Source organism: Paenibacillus sp. FSL P4-0081, assembly GCF_000758565.1.
In the GTDB taxonomy this organism is placed as follows: Bacteria; Bacillota; Bacilli; order Paenibacillales; family Paenibacillaceae; genus Paenibacillus_AQ; species Paenibacillus_AQ phytohabitans.
In genome coordinates this window covers 1,026,909-1,042,344 of sequence record NZ_CP009280.1, presented here as the reverse complement: position 1 = coordinate 1,042,344, position 15,436 = coordinate 1,026,909, and the positions used below count along the sequence as shown (strand labels likewise).

Here is a 15,436-nt window from a genome sequence, read left to right as displayed (position 1 = left end):
AGCCTTTAGCGTATTGACTTATCAATAGTTATATGATATATAGCAGCTGAGTGAAGACCTATATAAGTTGCTATAAAAGTAGCTTCATTGAAAAGCTTCATTATATGCAGCTATATATAATACTCACGCTCAGATTACATATCTCTCTAGGAGCTGAACTTATGCCTATTCATCCGATTGACCCGATCCTCCTCTCCATGCCGGAGAGCTTTGAAAGCCGCCGCCTGCTGATCCGTGCCGCTCTATGGGGAGACGGCGCCGCTGTAAATGAAGCCGTTCAGGAGAGCACAGCCGAATTAAGCCCTTGGATGCCCTGGGCACAGCATATCCCGTCTGTGGAGGAATCCGAAGCCTCCATCCGGAAGTCACGGCTGCAATTTCTGGAACGCAAGGATATCCGGCTGCTGCTCGTGAATAAGAAGACCGGTCAGCTGGTCGGCAGCAGCGGTCTGCACCGGATCGACTGGCAGGTGCGGAAGTTTGAAATCGGTTATTGGGTCCGCACCTCCTGCGCCGGACAAGGTTATATCACGGAAGCGGTGAGGGCCATTGCCGATTTCGCCGTACAGAAGCTGCAGGCGGCCCGGCTGGAGATCCGCTGTGATTCCCGCAATACACAGAGTGCGCGGGTGGCTGAACGTGCAGGCTTCACTCTGGAAGGCATTCTGCGGAATGACAAATTAGATGTACAAGGGGCCTTAAGAGACACTATGATTTATTCGAAGGTTCGCGGGGTTGAATATTACTGAAGGAGCAGCTGCCATGGATAATCTTCAATTTGTCTGCAATTATAAAGATCGGGAGCCGCTAAGAAACAGCTTTTTCGCGCTGGCTGCTGATACGTTTGAACTTGAGCTGGAGCGCTGGTATGAGCAGGGCTTCTGGGGGGAACGGTACATTCCTTATTCTTACGCAGAGGGTAATCGGGTAATTGCTAATGTCTCGGTGAACCTGCTTGAGCTGACTATTAATGGCGTGAGGTCCCGCGCCGTGCAGCTTGGGACGGTGATGACGCATCCTGACTACCGGGGACAGGGCCTGTCCGCCCGGCTGATGAACAAAGTGCTGGAGGATTACGGACTACAGTGTGAATTCATGTATCTTTTTGCCAACGATACGGTGCTGGACTTCTATCCCAAGTTCGGATTCCAGCCCGTGGAGGAGCAGCTCTTCTCCATGAACTGCCCTCCCGGTTCAGCCGGGTCCACCGGATCTCCGGAAATCCGCAAGCTGGATCTGTCCATAAGTTGTGATCTGAGCCTGGTCGCCACCTTCGCAGCGCAGCGGCAGCCGGTATCCGAACGCCTTGGCGTCAGCGGTGCCGATGGACTGCTGATGTTCTACTGCCTGAACGTCTTCAGCGGCGATCTATATTACCTGGAGGACGAGGAGGTCATCGCCATCTGCCGGCAGGAGAGCAGCCGGTTAGAGATTTACGATCTGATCAGCACGAAGCCCGTCGCCGTCCGCGAAATCGCAATGAAGCTTGCGGACAGCGCCACGGAGGCTATAGTCTTCCACTTCACGCCTAGTGACGATGACCTTGAACTGGCGGGCAGCAGCTGCCCAAGCGGTTTGTTCGTGCGGAATCAGAGCAGTCTGCAGTACCCTGCGAACGTCAAACTTCCGGCAACATCCATCGCTTAAGCCACGCCGTCATCACATAGGATTCAGAGTGTCATGAATTGCCCCTGCCGGGCCAGATAAGCTTCCTTCTCTTTGTAGTCCGGCATTACACTTCCCAGGCGGCGCCAGAAGGACCGGTCATGATTCATATGCAGCAGATGACAGAGCTCATGAATGATGACATAGTCGATCACCTCCGGCGGCGCCATGGCAAGGCGGTAGTTAAACGTCAGTTTTTTATCAAAGCTGCAGCTCCCCCATTTGGTCCGCGATTCCACAATCTCGATACTCTTCGGCTTCACCTTCAGCTGGGCCTGATAACGGGTAATGCGCTCTGCAACGATTTTTTTCAGACTGGCCATATAGAACTTCTTCAGCGCAAGCTTCAGCTCCTCCGCATTCATACCGCCGGTCGCAATCAGCTCATGCAGCGCGTGCTCTTTCCCCAGATACAGGTATGTTTCTTCCCCCTGATACTCCTTGATCTTCGGCACCTGCCGGGCCGCCGCATTGCTGCGCAGCTTCTCCAGTATCTTCGGGCCGAGCCCTTCCACCGCAGTGCGGATACTCTCTTCACTTGTTCCTGTAGGCACCTTAACGGTAATGAGATCCGATCCGTCAATCTGAACGGACATTTTCTTGCGCTTGGCATATTGAACATGGAGCGTAATCATCTGATCTTCGAGCTGAATCTGCATAGCCACCATCATTTCTGTAATTTCTAATACACCGGATACCCGGCTACAAACACTGCCAAATACAGCAGACTCCCCGCAATGAATAAGGAGGTAAGCGCGATATCCTTCCATTTCTTATCTTGGGTCAATACTACTGCCGCGAAGGCCAGCGGAAAAGCCACGGCGAAATAACGCGGAGCGGACAGCAGCCAGGTCGGACCCACAACGTAGACGAAATAGACGATTAAATACGCCATATAAGCAGGATGAAGTCTCTTCGCGCTTTTGAACATCATCAAGAGCACCAGGAAGATACTGATCAGATTCGGCAGCCACAGCCCCAGGAAGGAACGGAAGTCCGCATCCTTGAAGGTATTCACGGCATATTCCATCTGATATCTCACCGTATCGAAAAAGAAGTAGAACTGCTGCGACCAATGCTCCCGCTGATAAATACTGAACTGGAACACGTTGCCCGTAACATTGTAATTGATATAGAGATAGGCCAGCAGACCAAAGGACACTGTAGCCAGAGAGACCCCTGCTTGGATCAGTCTGTTAATAAAAGCCTTCCGCTCCAGCTGTCTGTAGCCTGCTGCCAAATCCCGGGCAAATTCCACGACAACCGGTACAGCCAGCAGTATCCCCGGAGAACGGGTGAAGCCGGCCAGCGCCGCACAGAGACAGCCGAGCAGCCAGCGCTTCTGGCGCACATAATACAATGCCATCAGGGAGAGCAGCAGGAACAGCGCCTCCGTCATGGGGATGAAGAAAAAGAACGCCGAAGGAAAGATGAAAATATATTTCACGACCCGCAGCGCATTGCTGCGTCCCATGTCCAGCCTGGCAAGCTCATAAGCGAACAACGCTGCAGCAAGGGTGCAAAGGTTAGCGGCTACAAAGCCGGCGGCCATATAATTGCCTGTAAAAAACTGCGCCAGCTTAATAATGACTGGAAATAAAGGCAGGAACACAATGTGGAACCGGGAGTCTCCTTCCGTGACATACCCGTGCTCAGCGATCCCCAGATAAGACATGGCGTCTATTCCGCGAATATGCCAGGTATCGGTAAAACGGGAGAATAAGCTTCCGGAAACCCCGTCTTTAAGCATCCAGAAGACATAGGCTATCAGAATGAGCAGCACACGGCTGGCCACCACCCAGAGCACAATCTTCCACCATGTCCGTTGCCGCTCCTCAGGCAGACTGTTGATACGTACCGGCTCCTGCATATTCCATGAACTTATGTATCCGGTCAAAGCGGGAATGGCCCGCAGTCCCGTCCAGATAAACAGCCCCAGACAGACTAGCGAGGCAAGGGTGCCCATCAGGCTCCACGCATGCACGGACACCGCCCATATCCATACGGCCACTATCATTATAAGAATAAAGAGAGCTGAAACTGCTTTGTCGACCTTTTTCACCATAGCCTCCGGTTCCGCATCCATTGCGGCATTGATTAGGATTAGAATTACAATAATCAGTCTTTTTCTCATTTTCTTATAGAAGTGGCTTTTACACAATAATTAGTTTACGGCGGTATCAAAAGCAAAGAGGAGCGCTGCCCATAAACCCGGCAGCACTCCTCTTCATCTATTTCAAGTTTGTCCCTCCCGGCAGCCGGGGCTTCGGGCTCTTATTTCGCTGTAACGCCGCCATCTACCGGCAGTTCTACACCAGTGATATAAGCCGACTCATCGGAAGCGAGGAACAGCACGGCTTCCGCCACTTCGGAGGCACGGCCGACACGCGGCAGCGCCGTCTGGGACAGGAACCATTTCAGCCTTTGTTCGTCATTCACGAACTCAGCGCTCATTGGCGTTTCGATAAAGCCGGGATGCACAGAGTTGACCCGGATATGATCTTTACCGAAATCAACAGCCGCCGCTTTGCTCAGCATGCGGACCCCGCCTTTGGAGGCTGTATAAGCGCCTGCGCCGCTGCTTCCGGTCAGACCTGCGATCGATGAAATATTGACAATTGAGCCTCCATTATTCTCCTGCATATGCGGAACCACATATTTCATCCCAAGGAAGGTGCTGGTCAGGTTAATGCTGATGACCTTGTTCCACTGCTCCATAGTTGTATCCAGAAGTCCGGTTGCAAGCGAAATTCCCGCATTGTTGACCAGCACGTCGATTTTGCCGTAAGTCTTCATCACTTCTTCGATCACATGGACCCATTGCTCTTCAGAGACCACATTATGAACATAAGCTGTAACCTGACCGCCGTCAGCTTCAATTTCCTTCACTACAGCCTGCAGCGCAGCTTCATTAATATCGGTAACGGCAACCTTGGCACCCTCCCGCGCAAAAAGCAGTGCTTCTTCACGTCCCATGCCGCTGCCGGCTCCGGTAATAATGGCAACCTTATCCTTCAGTCGATTCATAGCTGTATCCCCTTCGTTGTGTGAATTAAAATGTATGGTGATAGTTACACTATCACTGTGATATTTATCATATCACTTTGTGCGGATAAACTCAAACCCTCCTTGCTTAAAGAATAAGCACTAGCTATACTACTTGTAGTTCAAATACCGATAGTGAAAGGGTATAAGCTCTTATGGATCCCAAAACAAGATACGAGAAGGAACGCCTTGACGGCAAACAGCAGCGCTTATCCCTGATTCTGGAAGCAGCAGAACGCGTATTTAACCAGAAGGGGATTGAGAAAACCACGATGCAGGATATTGCAACTGACGCGAATATCGGCATTGCTACCCTGTTCAGGTATTTCCCCAAGAAAGAAAAGCTGATTGTTGCCATTGCTACCCGGCTGCTGGAGCCGATGCTGGAGCGGTTTGAATATGTGGCCGGATTGCCTGTGCCATGCCTGGACAAGCTTGAAGCATTATTCGATTTTTTCATTGAGGATCACTATAAATTAAGCACAACCTTCATGGTTGACTTCGAAAGCTACGCCGCCCATTTCCCGGAACCGCTGGAGGATATTCATCACTTCAATGCTCTGACCCGCCGGATTTCGCAGGTCTATTCCCGGATCATTCAGAATGGCATTGAGGACGGCTCGGTCCGCTCCGACCTTGAGGTGAGGGATACTTTAACTACATTAATTAATACGTTCGGCATTTTCTCGAAGAAGCTCTCGCTGCAGAAGAACATCCCTATGCTTGAAGCGGATCTTCCAACAGAGCTCCAGCTGGATATCCTCAAGCGGGTGTTTCTCGACTATCTGAAGCCCCTCGTATAGAGCACATATGCAGGGCAATGACTATTTCAGGGATACAAAAAATAGGGGGTGACCCCGCAGCCAGTTGTGGATATGGCTGCGGGGTCACCCCCTTAATCTGCGGGATATCCTTAGGAAATCGCGGATTATCTATGAATTCGGAAGCAACGGGAAATGACAGGCCACCGGACGGCCTGGAACAACCTCTTCAAGCAGCGGCTCCACCTGGCGGCATTTGTCCTGGACAAACGGGCAGCGGGTATGGAACCTGCATCCGGACGGCGGGTTAGCAGGGGATGGCACATCCCCCTCCAGCACAATGCGGTCCTGCTTGCGTCTTGGTGTCGGCTTCGGAATCGCCGAGAGCAGGGCGGCAGTGTAAGGATGCAGCGGAGCTGCAAACAGCTCCTCCGTCTCAGACACCTCCACCAGCTTGCCCAGATACATTACCCCGACGCGGTCCGAAATATGCCGGACCACATTCAGGCCGTGCGCAATGAACAGGAAGGTTAACCCGAGTTCCTTCTGCAGCTTCATGAGCAGGTTGATCACCTGGGATTGTACCGATACATCCAGTGCCGATACAGCCTCATCGGCAACGATAAACTGCGGATTCAGGGCAATCGCCCGGGCAATCCCGATCCGCTGGCGTTGTCCGCCGGAGAATTCATGCGGGTAACGGTTCCGGCGGCTGGCATCCAGCCCCACCAGCTCCATCAGCTCCACTACCCGGGCATCGATCTCTTTAGCCGACATGCTCCGGTGAATGCGCAGCGGCTCTCCGATAATATCCTTGACGAGGAACCGCGGATTCAGCGAGCCGAACGGATCCTGGAAGATAATCTGCATTTCTTCCCGGAGCTTCCGCATGTCACCGGAGCTCAGGGAATGGATATCCTTCCCCTTGAATAACACTTCTCCCCCTGTTGCACTCTGCAGCCGGAGCAGCACCCGGCCGAACGTGGATTTGCCGCAGCCGGATTCGCCGACCAGCCCGAAGGTCTCGCCTTTGCGGATGGATAAATTAACACCATCCACAGCCTTGACCTGTCCGACGGTGCGGTTAAGCAGACCCTTGGTGATCGGGAAATATTTCTTCACATCCTTAACTTCCAGCAATATTTCCGAAGAAGGCATATGTTCTCTTACCGGTTGGGTTGCCGTTTCATTCATCATGCGCGTTTCACCTCATTGCTGTAATCTGCCTGCACCGGCTTATCCTTGAATAGCCAGCAGGCCGTCCGGTGATCGTCCGAGATCATGAAATCCGGCGGCTCCTGGTTCCTGCAGATATCCATGGCATGGGGACAGCGCGGATTAAAGCGGCAACCGGAAGGCAGCTGGCCAATCGGAGGAATCGTCCCGAGAATGGTATACAGCTCGCCTCCCCGTCCGCCTTCAAACCCCGGAATCGACCGGAGCAGCCCGACCGTATATGGATGGCTCGGGTGGTCGAAAATCTCTTCGACCGTCCCCTCCTCCACGATGGCTCCGGCATACATAACAGCAATGCGGTCAGCCATCTCTGCCGCTACTCCCATATCATGGGTGATCAGCAGAATGGACATCCCGAGTTCGGATTGAAGCTTGCGCAGCAGATCCAGAATCTGAGCCTGCACCGTAACATCCAGTGCGGTTGTCGGCTCATCGGCGATGAGCAGTTCAGGATTACAAGCCAGCGCAATAGCAATGACGACGCGCTGGCACATCCCGCCGGACAGCTCATGCGGATACTGCTTGGCACGGATCTCCGGAGCCGGGATACCGACTAATTTGATCAGATCAACCGCCATCCTCAGGGCTTCGGCATCACTCTTGTTCTGATGAAGCCGCAGGCTCTCCGCAATCTGTTCGCCTACCGTAAATACCGGATTCAGCGACGACATCGGGTCCTGAAAGATCATGGCAATCTGATTCCCGCGGATTTCCCGCATCTCTTCCTGGCTCTTCGCCGCCAAATCCTGGCCGTGAAAATCAATACTTCCGTCAAGAATCATCCCTCCGGCATAATCAATCAACCGCATAATTGCGAGTGAGGTTACACTTTTACCGCTGCCGGATTCACCGACAATACAGACAGTCTGGCCTTTGTTCACAGAAATGGAGATGCCGTCGGTTGCTTTGAGAAGGCCCTTCTCGGTTGCAAAGCCGGCGGTCAGCTTCCGGATTTCGAGTAGTTTTTCCGCCATTGTTCCAGCCTCCTCCGGGATTTGGTCACTTGCTGTCTGGGATCTAGAGCATCCCGGATGCCGTCGCCGATAAAGTTAACTGCCAGCACTACGAGCAGGATGCAGAAGCCCGGATACACTGCCTGCATCGGGTCAACCAGCATGAATTCCTGAGCGTTGCTGAGCATTAGCCCCCAGCTTGTAGCCGGTGCCTGAATGCCGAGGCCCAGATACGACAACGCAGATTCACTCAGAATCGCACCGCCGACCATCAGGGTCGCATTTACGATAATCGGGAAGCTTGCATTACGGAGCAGATGCCGGAAAATGATGCCCCAGCTGGATACTCCAATCGCCCTGGCCGCCTCCACATATTGCATTTCACGCAGCTGCAGGAAGGTCCCCCGGACGAGCCGGGCAATACTCATCCAGCTGGTAAATGCCAGAATAAGAATCATGTATTTAATCTGTGTGCCGAACAGCGCCATAATCAGGATGTTCAGGAACAGGGTCGGCACAGAGTTCATCACGTCTACAATACGCATGAATACCGTATCTACAAACCCGCCGAAATACCCTGAAATGGCACCGATAACCGATCCGACAACTACGGAAACAAACGCAACGGAGAATCCGATAGCGAGTGAAACACGCGCACTGTACAGCAGTCTGCTGAGAATATCGCGGCCCAGCTCGTCTGTGCCAAGAGGGTGCCCCTCTGCTCCCGGCTTCAGATTGGCGAACATCAGATCAATCGCTTCCGGTCTATATTGGGTCAGTTTGGATGCGCAGACCGCCAGCAGCACAAATATAATCAGGACTACCAAACCGCCCATTGCGAACGGATTGCGCGAGAATTTCTTCCATAAAACACTCCAGGGACCCGGCGGCCGCTTGGAATCCACTACCGCAATCTCAGGGTCTGTCCCTCCGGGCATCGGATTCATGTCCGGGGTTCCAAACGGCTTAGATACAGCCCCTTTGGTAAACTCAGTATTCTCTGTATTCATGCCGTCTTGCCCCCTTGCTTACCGAGCTTCACCCGGGGATCAACTACGGCATACAGTATATCTGCCAGGAGATTGCCGATAACGACTATAACAGCCGTCACAATAGTAACAGCCATCAGTGCCGAATATTCGCGCGCACCTGCCATCTCAACAAACCAACGGCCCATTCCCGGCCAGTTGAATACATTCTCAGTTAAAGCGGCCCCTCCCACCAGTATGGGAAGATCAAGGCCGAGTATCGTAATAATCGGAATCAGTGCATTGCGCAGCGCATGGCGGAAGACGACCTTACGCTCTTTGACGCCCTTGGCACGCGCCGTACGGATATAATCCTGATCGAGCACTTCCAGCATACTTGCGCGCGCATATTTCATATAAGAGGCCAGGAAACCAAGTGCCAACACTGTTATCGGCAGCACCAGATGCATGAACAAATCGCCTATATTGCCTTCCTTGCCTCTGGTATACATGTCCGACAACGGAAACCAGTCCAGCTTCAGTGACAACCATTGCTGGAGGAGTATTCCGAACCAGAAGGTTGGCATTGCGAAGCCTAAGTAAGAAATGAATGAAGCCGTCTGGTCAGATAGACCATACACTTTGGTACTGTTATAGATTCCCCAAGGAATTGCGATCAGCAGTGATACCAGCCAAGCCGCACCCATCAGAATCACGGTGTTGCCAATACGCGGCCAGAGAAGATCGGATACCGCAATATGGTTCTTGAAGGTGTAACCCAAGTCTCCTTGCAGCAGGTCGCCGATCCAGCGCACATACTGTACCGGAACAGGCTGATCCAGCCCAAGGTTCTTGGCTTGCTGTTCAAATATTTCCGGGGATAAGCCCGGAGAAAGCATGACTTGCGTCGGTCCGCCCGGAGCAGCATGGATGAGAAGAAAGGTCAGTATGGTAATCAGAAAGATGACCAATACCGATTGAAGCACGCGTCGTATCAGATATTCTGTCATGGGCTATCCTCCTAGAGATGGTAAGGCGATAGATTACGGAAGGCTCCCCCATTCATACAAAAGGGGGAGGTGAAAGAGAATTCTCTTTCACCTCCCGTAATTCTATTCAGTTTGTTCGGTTCGTTAGTCGGTTACCCACCATTTGATAGCGTGGAAGAACTGTCCGTAGCCCAGTGACGGCTCAGGAGCATCTTCCTCTGCCCAGTGTACTCTAGGTCCTGTTCCGATAGCCTGACCATATTGATACAGGAATACATAAGGAAGGTCGGTAGAAATTTCTTTACCTACTTCTTTGTAGATCTCTTTACGTTTATCCTGGTCAACAGTGGAATAACCGTCCACCCACAGCTGATCCAGCTTCTCATTCTTATACCAGCCGCTGTTCTGGCCGGCAGGCGGGAAGTATTTGGAGGAGAAAATGCTCTCTGCATCCGGATCCGGTGTATTCAGAGACCATGCCAGCAGCAGGGCCTGGAATTTACCCGGTGTTACGTTCTGGTCAATCCAAGCTGCAAAGTCGATCGCCTTAGGTGTTACTTCGATACCAACATCCTTCAGGTTCTGCTGGATAACAGCGGCTACTTGCTCGCGGCGGCTGTTGCCGGCATTGTATTGCAGCTCGAAGGAGAAGCGGTGTCCGTCTTTAGTGAGAATACCGTCTTTGGCATCGGCAACCCATCCGTCTTCTGCCAGGAGCTTCTTGGCAGTTTCGGCGTTGTAGTCATAGTTCACAGCGGCATCACCCGGGTCAGCCCAAGTGTCCGGAAGGAATGGGGCATTCATCAGGGCGCCTACGCCTTTTAGAATATTGTCTACCATACCTTGACGGTTCAGTGCATGTGCAATTGCCTGTCTGGTCTTCTGTCCGGCGAAAAGGCCATAGTTATCAGGGAAGTTCTTGCCGTCGAAGTTAAACATTACATATTCATACTGTGCGCCCGGCTTCTGAATAATGTCGATATCGCCGTCAGCTTTAACGGCTTCAACCTGCGTTACCGGAATCGCACTGATATGGTCCGTGTCGCCCTTCATGATAGCCTGAACCTCAGTGTTCTGATCGGCGTAGATTTTGTAAACCACTTGAGCGATATGCGGCTTAACAGTACCCCAGTAGTTCGGATCGGCATCAAGGGTGTGGCTTTCGCCTTGTTTCCAGGCTGTCCATTTCCAAGGTCCGCTGGTTACGGTCTTGGCCGGGTCTGTACCGAAGGCATTGGTTTGGATTTCAGTCGGCTTTACATCCTTCAGAATGTGCGCTGGCACGATAGCCTGGCACAGGGCGTACAGGAACGGCGCATAGATTTGGGACAATGTGAATTTCACAGTCTGGTCATCGACCTTCTCAACGGTCTTCACCTTGTCAAATGCACTGGTCAGCGGTGAACCTGTCTCCGGATTTTTGCCGGTTTCGATTGTATACACCACATCATCGGCAGTGATCGGCTGGCCGTCACTCCATTTGATTGTATCTTTCAATTTCACGGTATAAGTCAGACCATCTTCAGAGATAACCGGAAGCTCTGCAGCCAGTGACCAAGGCTCCGGAGTTACGTTCCCTCCACGGTCCAGATCATACAAGGAGGCGAATACGAATTGGGCAATATCGCCTGAAGAGGTGTCATTGATTAAGAGAGGATTAATATTAACAATATCGGAGAATGTGCTGAGTACAATTGTTCCGCCGTCAACCGGTGCATCTGCGGCCGGTTCAGCTGTAGCATCAGGTGCTGCGCTCTCAGCGGCTGTTGTTGCTGCAGGAGCATTAGTTGGAGAACTTGCAGTGTTATTGGTGCTGCAACCCGTAAATAGAACCCCTACCAACGATACAACAAGTAAACTAGACCACCATTTTCTCTTTTTCGCCATTCCTTTTACTCCTCCTTAGTTAAGTGCGTGTAGTGAGCGTTACCCGGAACCACAGGTCCGGTTCGCCACCTTCTCTTCAAAGCTTCCGGGAGACTGGGTATTCTGGATGATTCTACCCCTGCCGCTATAATTCAGCTGACATCTGCAATTCATGTAATATAACATCACATGCAATGCCTATGACATTCAGAGATCAAATAGACCGCAGGTCAATTAGAGGCAGGGGCAACTTTCCCGGCTGGGAGTCTTAACAATTCCCTATAAATTATGGTTTATATTACATGTGAATATATCTTACGTCAATATATTTCTTTATCACTTTCATATCTTATTTATGTGTACAAAAAATAATTCCTTCCAATATAGTAAAAAAAACTCACCTTAAACCTCTTTTCAAACTATTCAACTATGTTTAATACGGTTAGTTTTCATGACTTAATGTTATCATTTTCGTGTTAATTCGACATCTTTCAGCATGATTATCTTTTTTGCGAGCTTGGTCGCATAGTGATTTCTATATTTCAATACACAAAAAGGAAGAAAACCAGGCCAGGAGAACTCTTCCGGCAGCCTGTTTTTCTTCCTCATTTTCTTGCTCTTTTTATGTTTTTGACAAAATAGTGACTACGTTACTCCACCGATTTCAACGCTTCAATCATATGAATCCGCTTCAGCTTAAGGTGCATGAACGCCATTACAATCCCCGAGAACAGCACGGTCAGCAAGGCTGCGTACAGATAACTCTGCCACTTGATCAGCGGAGCGAACATCGTGGCATCCAGCTCAGCCGTTGACAGGACAAAGCCATGCAGCAGAATCCCCAGTGCACCGCCGAAGATGATCCCGAGCAGTGTTAAGAGAATATTCTCCCGGTATATATACATGGTGACTTCCTTATCATAGAAGCCCAGCACCTTAATCGTAGACAGCTCACGGACCCGTTCAGACACATTGATATTGGTCAGATTATAGAGCACCACGAAGGCCAGCGCAGCAGCGGACACGATCAGTACTACTATAACAACGTCCATGCTCTTCATGGTTCCGTCAAAAGCTTCGCCCACCCCGCTGGAAAAGCTGACCAGCGCCACTTGCCCGTTGGCGGTTAATTTTTCCCCGAAGTGGTCTTCCCACTGCTTATCCTGCGCGCTATAGTTCAGCAGCTGAGTGTTATAGACCGCCCCGCCGCCAAATACCTTGGCATAGTAAGCCGGCGTCATATACACATAATGCAGCACATAGTTCTCGGTAACCGCCGACACCTTGACCTGATATTCCTCATTGTTGCTATCCAGAACAGTCAGGCTGTCTCCCGGAACCAGATCGTACAGCTTGGCGAGCTTCTCGGTAATGATTGCGCCCTCGTCAGTAAGCATCTTCGGTTCATCTGTTATTCGGTCCTTCAGTACAACGAACGGAGCCAGCTGATCTGCAGCCGCAGGAACAAAAATCCGTACCTCCTGATCGTTAACCCCTTTGGCCCGGGCAGTCATTGCTTCCTGAAGCACATCCAGCGTTCCCGTAACTGCGGACTCCTGTTTAATCAGTTCTGCGTAGGACGCCTTATCTCCGGCTGTTGCATTGTCATGCAGCGCAACCAGGGCGTTATATTTCATAATCCCGCCGAACTGCCGGTCGGCAATGCTGCCAATGGAATCCTTCAGCCCAAAGCCGGTCAGAATAAGCGCGGTACAGCCCGCCACCCCGATTACCGTCATGAACATCCGCTGCTTGTAGCGGAACAGATTGCGGGCCGTCACCTTCTGCACGAAACTAAGCCGTTTCCACAAAAAGCTGAACCGTTCCAGCATAATGCGCTGTCCGCTCTTGGGGGCCTTGGGCCGCATCAGTACCGACGCATTACTGCGCAGCTCCACCCGGGAAGCGATCATCGCCGTCATTGCTGTACATACCAGCGCTACTATTATGGAAATAATGGCGTAGGCGGGATAGAAGCTTTTGATCACGCCCGGCAGGTTATAGAGCTGGCTGTAGGCATTGTAGATAATGCCCGGAAATAAGGTAAAGCCGATCGCAAGGCCCGCAATGGATGCCGCCAGACTAGCGAGTGTGCCATACACCAGGAATTTGGTCATAATATCCATGGAACCATACCCCAGGGCCTTCAAAGTACCGATCTGCAGACGCTGCTCCTCAACCATACGGGTCATCGTCGTTAAGCTGACGAGTGCCGCAATCAGGAAAAAGAACACCGGAAACGCCGTGGCAATCGCCGACAGCCGGTCCGCATTATCCTTGTATTCGGCGTAACCCGGGTTAATCGTCCGGTCTGTCACATACACCTTCGGCAGCTCCAGCGGGTTCTGCGCTGCTGAGGCCTCCGCCTGCTGTTGCTGCGTTTGCTGTTGCTGCGCCTCGTCCATAGGCTGCCGGCCCGCAGCCAGCAGCTTTGCGGCTTCCGCTTTCAGCTCTTCCAGACGCTGCTGCGGGTAATCCTTCAGCGCTTCCTCGGTCTCCGGCAGATGCCGCTCGATGAGAGCATCATAAGCCGGAGTATAAGCTGTTTCTGCAGCCGTATCCGTGAAGCTGAGATAGGCCTCTGTGTACACCGGGAGGCTGAAGTCATCCTCCGGGATGACAGCAAACGCATCGGCTGTCCCTTTGCCGATCCGGCTCGTTCCTCGGGTCGACGTTTCAATATATTGCGGACTCTGCGCGAAGCCGACCACGGTATAGCTCAATGTCTGGAAGTTCCCCGCCAGATCATCCCCTGCCTCGCCGCTGAAGGTAATTGAATCTCCCAGCGAGAACTTCTCCTCCTGCAGCAGATAAGCGTCAAGTACGATCTCCCCGGATACCTCAGGCAGATGCCCGGAGGTAATCTTGTACCCGTTCAGTTCATTATCGTCAGCATAGGAATACACCTTAGCAATCAGTCCGCTCTCACCAAGAAACACATCCGAGCTGTACACAGGCTGAACAGTCTTCACTCCGGGAATGTCCCGAAGATTATCAATACTCTTCTCTGTCAGCCCATAAGTGGACTGAACGCGTAAATCCATCAGCCTATGATCCTTATAATAAGTCGCTGCGGTATCCAGCATATCCGGCCCCGCTGATTTGATCCCGGCAAAAAAACTTACCCCCAGCATAATAATCGCAAAAATCGAGAGAAACCTTGCTTTCGTATGACGGATTTCCCGAAAAACATCCTTCCATAATGCCCGTTTCTTCATGTCCTCCGGCTCCTTACCATTCAATATCTTCCACGGATACCGGTGTTGCGTTCCTCACCATTTTCCGTACCTTCGCGTTATTGATTTCAATAACCCGGTCCGCCATCGGTGCAATAGCCAAGTTATGCGTAATGACAATAACCGTGGTTCCGGTATTGCGGCAGGTATCCTGCAGCAGCTTCAGTACCTGTTTGCCGGTATTGTAATCGAGCGCACCTGTCGGCTCATCGCAGAGCAGCAGCTTCGGCTGTTTGGCCAGCGCTCTGGCAATGGCGACACGCTGCTGCTCCCCGCCGGACAGCTGGGCCGGAAAGTTATTCAGCCGCTCTCCAAGTCCTACATCCTCCAGCACCTTGCGGGCATCCAGCGCACGCGGAGAGATCTGGGATGCCAGCTCAACATTCTCCAGCGTCGTCAGATTGGGCACAAGATTATAGAACTGGAACACAAAACCCACGTCATTACGGCGGTAGCCGGTCAATTCTTTGGCGCTGAAACGAGCGATGTCGGTACCGTCCACAATGACCTGGCCTTCGTCGGCGGAATCCATCCCGCCCAGTATGTTAAGCACCGTCGATTTCCCCGCTCCGCTGGGACCTACAATCACAGCGAACTCGCCCTGTTCAATTTCAAAATCAATTCCGTCATTGGCTACAATCAGGGTCTCCCCCATCTTATACCGCTTATATTCGCCTTTCACAGTAACAAACGCCATGCCATCTCCTCCTGTCTTCT

General features: G+C 51.9%; 13 protein-coding genes. 3 read left to right on the top strand and 10 right to left on the bottom strand.

The features are described 5' to 3' along the window. Positions 1–161 precede the first annotated feature (161 nt). Both P40081_RS04495 and P40081_RS04490 read left to right on the top strand, forming a co-directional pair. Positions 162–749 carry a GNAT family N-acetyltransferase gene (locus P40081_RS04495; protein WP_042133655.1) on the top strand — a complete coding sequence of 196 codons (588 nt, stop codon included), beginning with the start codon at positions 162–164 and terminating at the stop codon, positions 747–749. 13 nt (positions 750–762) lie between these two features. Further along, the gene (locus P40081_RS04490) at positions 763–1,647 is read left to right on the top strand and encodes a GNAT family N-acetyltransferase (RefSeq protein WP_042133653.1); all 885 of its coding nucleotides are present in this window, start codon (positions 763–765) and stop codon (positions 1,645–1,647) included. 23 nt (positions 1,648–1,670) lie between these two features. On the opposite strand, the gene P40081_RS04485 is transcribed toward P40081_RS04490, so the two are convergent. From P40081_RS04485 to P40081_RS04475, 3 genes are all read right to left on the bottom strand, one after another. Next, entirely contained in the window at positions 1,671–2,324 is a 654-nt protein-coding gene (locus tag P40081_RS04485; protein ID WP_042140741.1) for a M48 family metallopeptidase, read from the bottom strand. 23 nt (positions 2,325–2,347) lie between these two features. Beyond that, positions 2,348–3,799: a hypothetical protein gene (locus tag P40081_RS04480; RefSeq protein ID WP_042133651.1), complete on the bottom strand. Its 1,452-nt coding sequence runs from the start codon at positions 3,797–3,799 to the stop codon at positions 2,348–2,350. 140 nt (positions 3,800–3,939) lie between these two features. Further along, positions 3,940–4,692 carry an SDR family NAD(P)-dependent oxidoreductase gene (locus tag P40081_RS04475; protein ID WP_042133649.1) on the bottom strand — a complete coding sequence of 251 codons (753 nt, stop codon included), beginning with the start codon at positions 4,690–4,692 and terminating at the stop codon, positions 3,940–3,942. A gap of 173 nt (positions 4,693–4,865) precedes the next feature. Between P40081_RS04475 and P40081_RS04470 the strand changes: the two genes are divergently transcribed. Next, positions 4,866–5,513, top strand: coding sequence for a TetR/AcrR family transcriptional regulator (locus P40081_RS04470; RefSeq protein WP_042133647.1), 648 nt, complete (start codon positions 4,866–4,868; stop codon positions 5,511–5,513). A gap of 129 nt (positions 5,514–5,642) precedes the next feature. Here the strand turns inward: P40081_RS04470 and P40081_RS04465 are convergent, their stop codons facing one another. The 7 genes from P40081_RS04465 to P40081_RS04435 form a co-directional block, all read right to left on the bottom strand. After that, complete coding sequence (locus P40081_RS04465) at positions 5,643–6,668, bottom strand: ABC transporter ATP-binding protein (protein WP_042133644.1); 1,026 nt, start codon at positions 6,666–6,668, stop codon at positions 5,643–5,645. Further along, positions 6,665–7,681, bottom strand: coding sequence for an ABC transporter ATP-binding protein (locus tag P40081_RS04460; RefSeq protein WP_042133642.1), 1,017 nt, complete (start codon positions 7,679–7,681; stop codon positions 6,665–6,667). The genes P40081_RS04465 and P40081_RS04460 overlap by 4 nt, the downstream gene beginning before the upstream one ends. Next, entirely contained in the window at positions 7,648–8,607 is a 960-nt protein-coding gene (locus P40081_RS04455; protein WP_052422169.1) for an ABC transporter permease, read from the bottom strand. Before P40081_RS04455 ends, P40081_RS04460 begins: the two co-directional genes overlap by 34 nt. 59 nt (positions 8,608–8,666) lie before the next feature. Beyond that, positions 8,667–9,638, bottom strand: a complete 972-nt coding sequence (locus tag P40081_RS04450; protein ID WP_039306525.1) for an ABC transporter permease — start codon at positions 9,636–9,638, stop codon at positions 8,667–8,669. A gap of 123 nt (positions 9,639–9,761) precedes the next feature. Beyond that, entirely contained in the window at positions 9,762–11,504 is a 1,743-nt protein-coding gene (locus P40081_RS04445) for a peptide-binding protein (RefSeq protein WP_042133640.1), read from the bottom strand. A 629-nt stretch (positions 11,505–12,133) separates the two neighbouring features. Then, the gene (locus P40081_RS04440; RefSeq protein WP_042133638.1) at positions 12,134–14,701 is read right to left on the bottom strand and encodes an ABC transporter permease; all 2,568 of its coding nucleotides are present in this window, start codon (positions 14,699–14,701) and stop codon (positions 12,134–12,136) included. A 13-nt stretch (positions 14,702–14,714) separates the two neighbouring features. Continuing rightward, positions 14,715–15,416: an ABC transporter ATP-binding protein gene (locus tag P40081_RS04435; RefSeq protein WP_042133636.1), complete on the bottom strand. Its 702-nt coding sequence runs from the start codon at positions 15,414–15,416 to the stop codon at positions 14,715–14,717. Between the last annotated feature and the right edge of the window lie 20 nt (positions 15,417–15,436).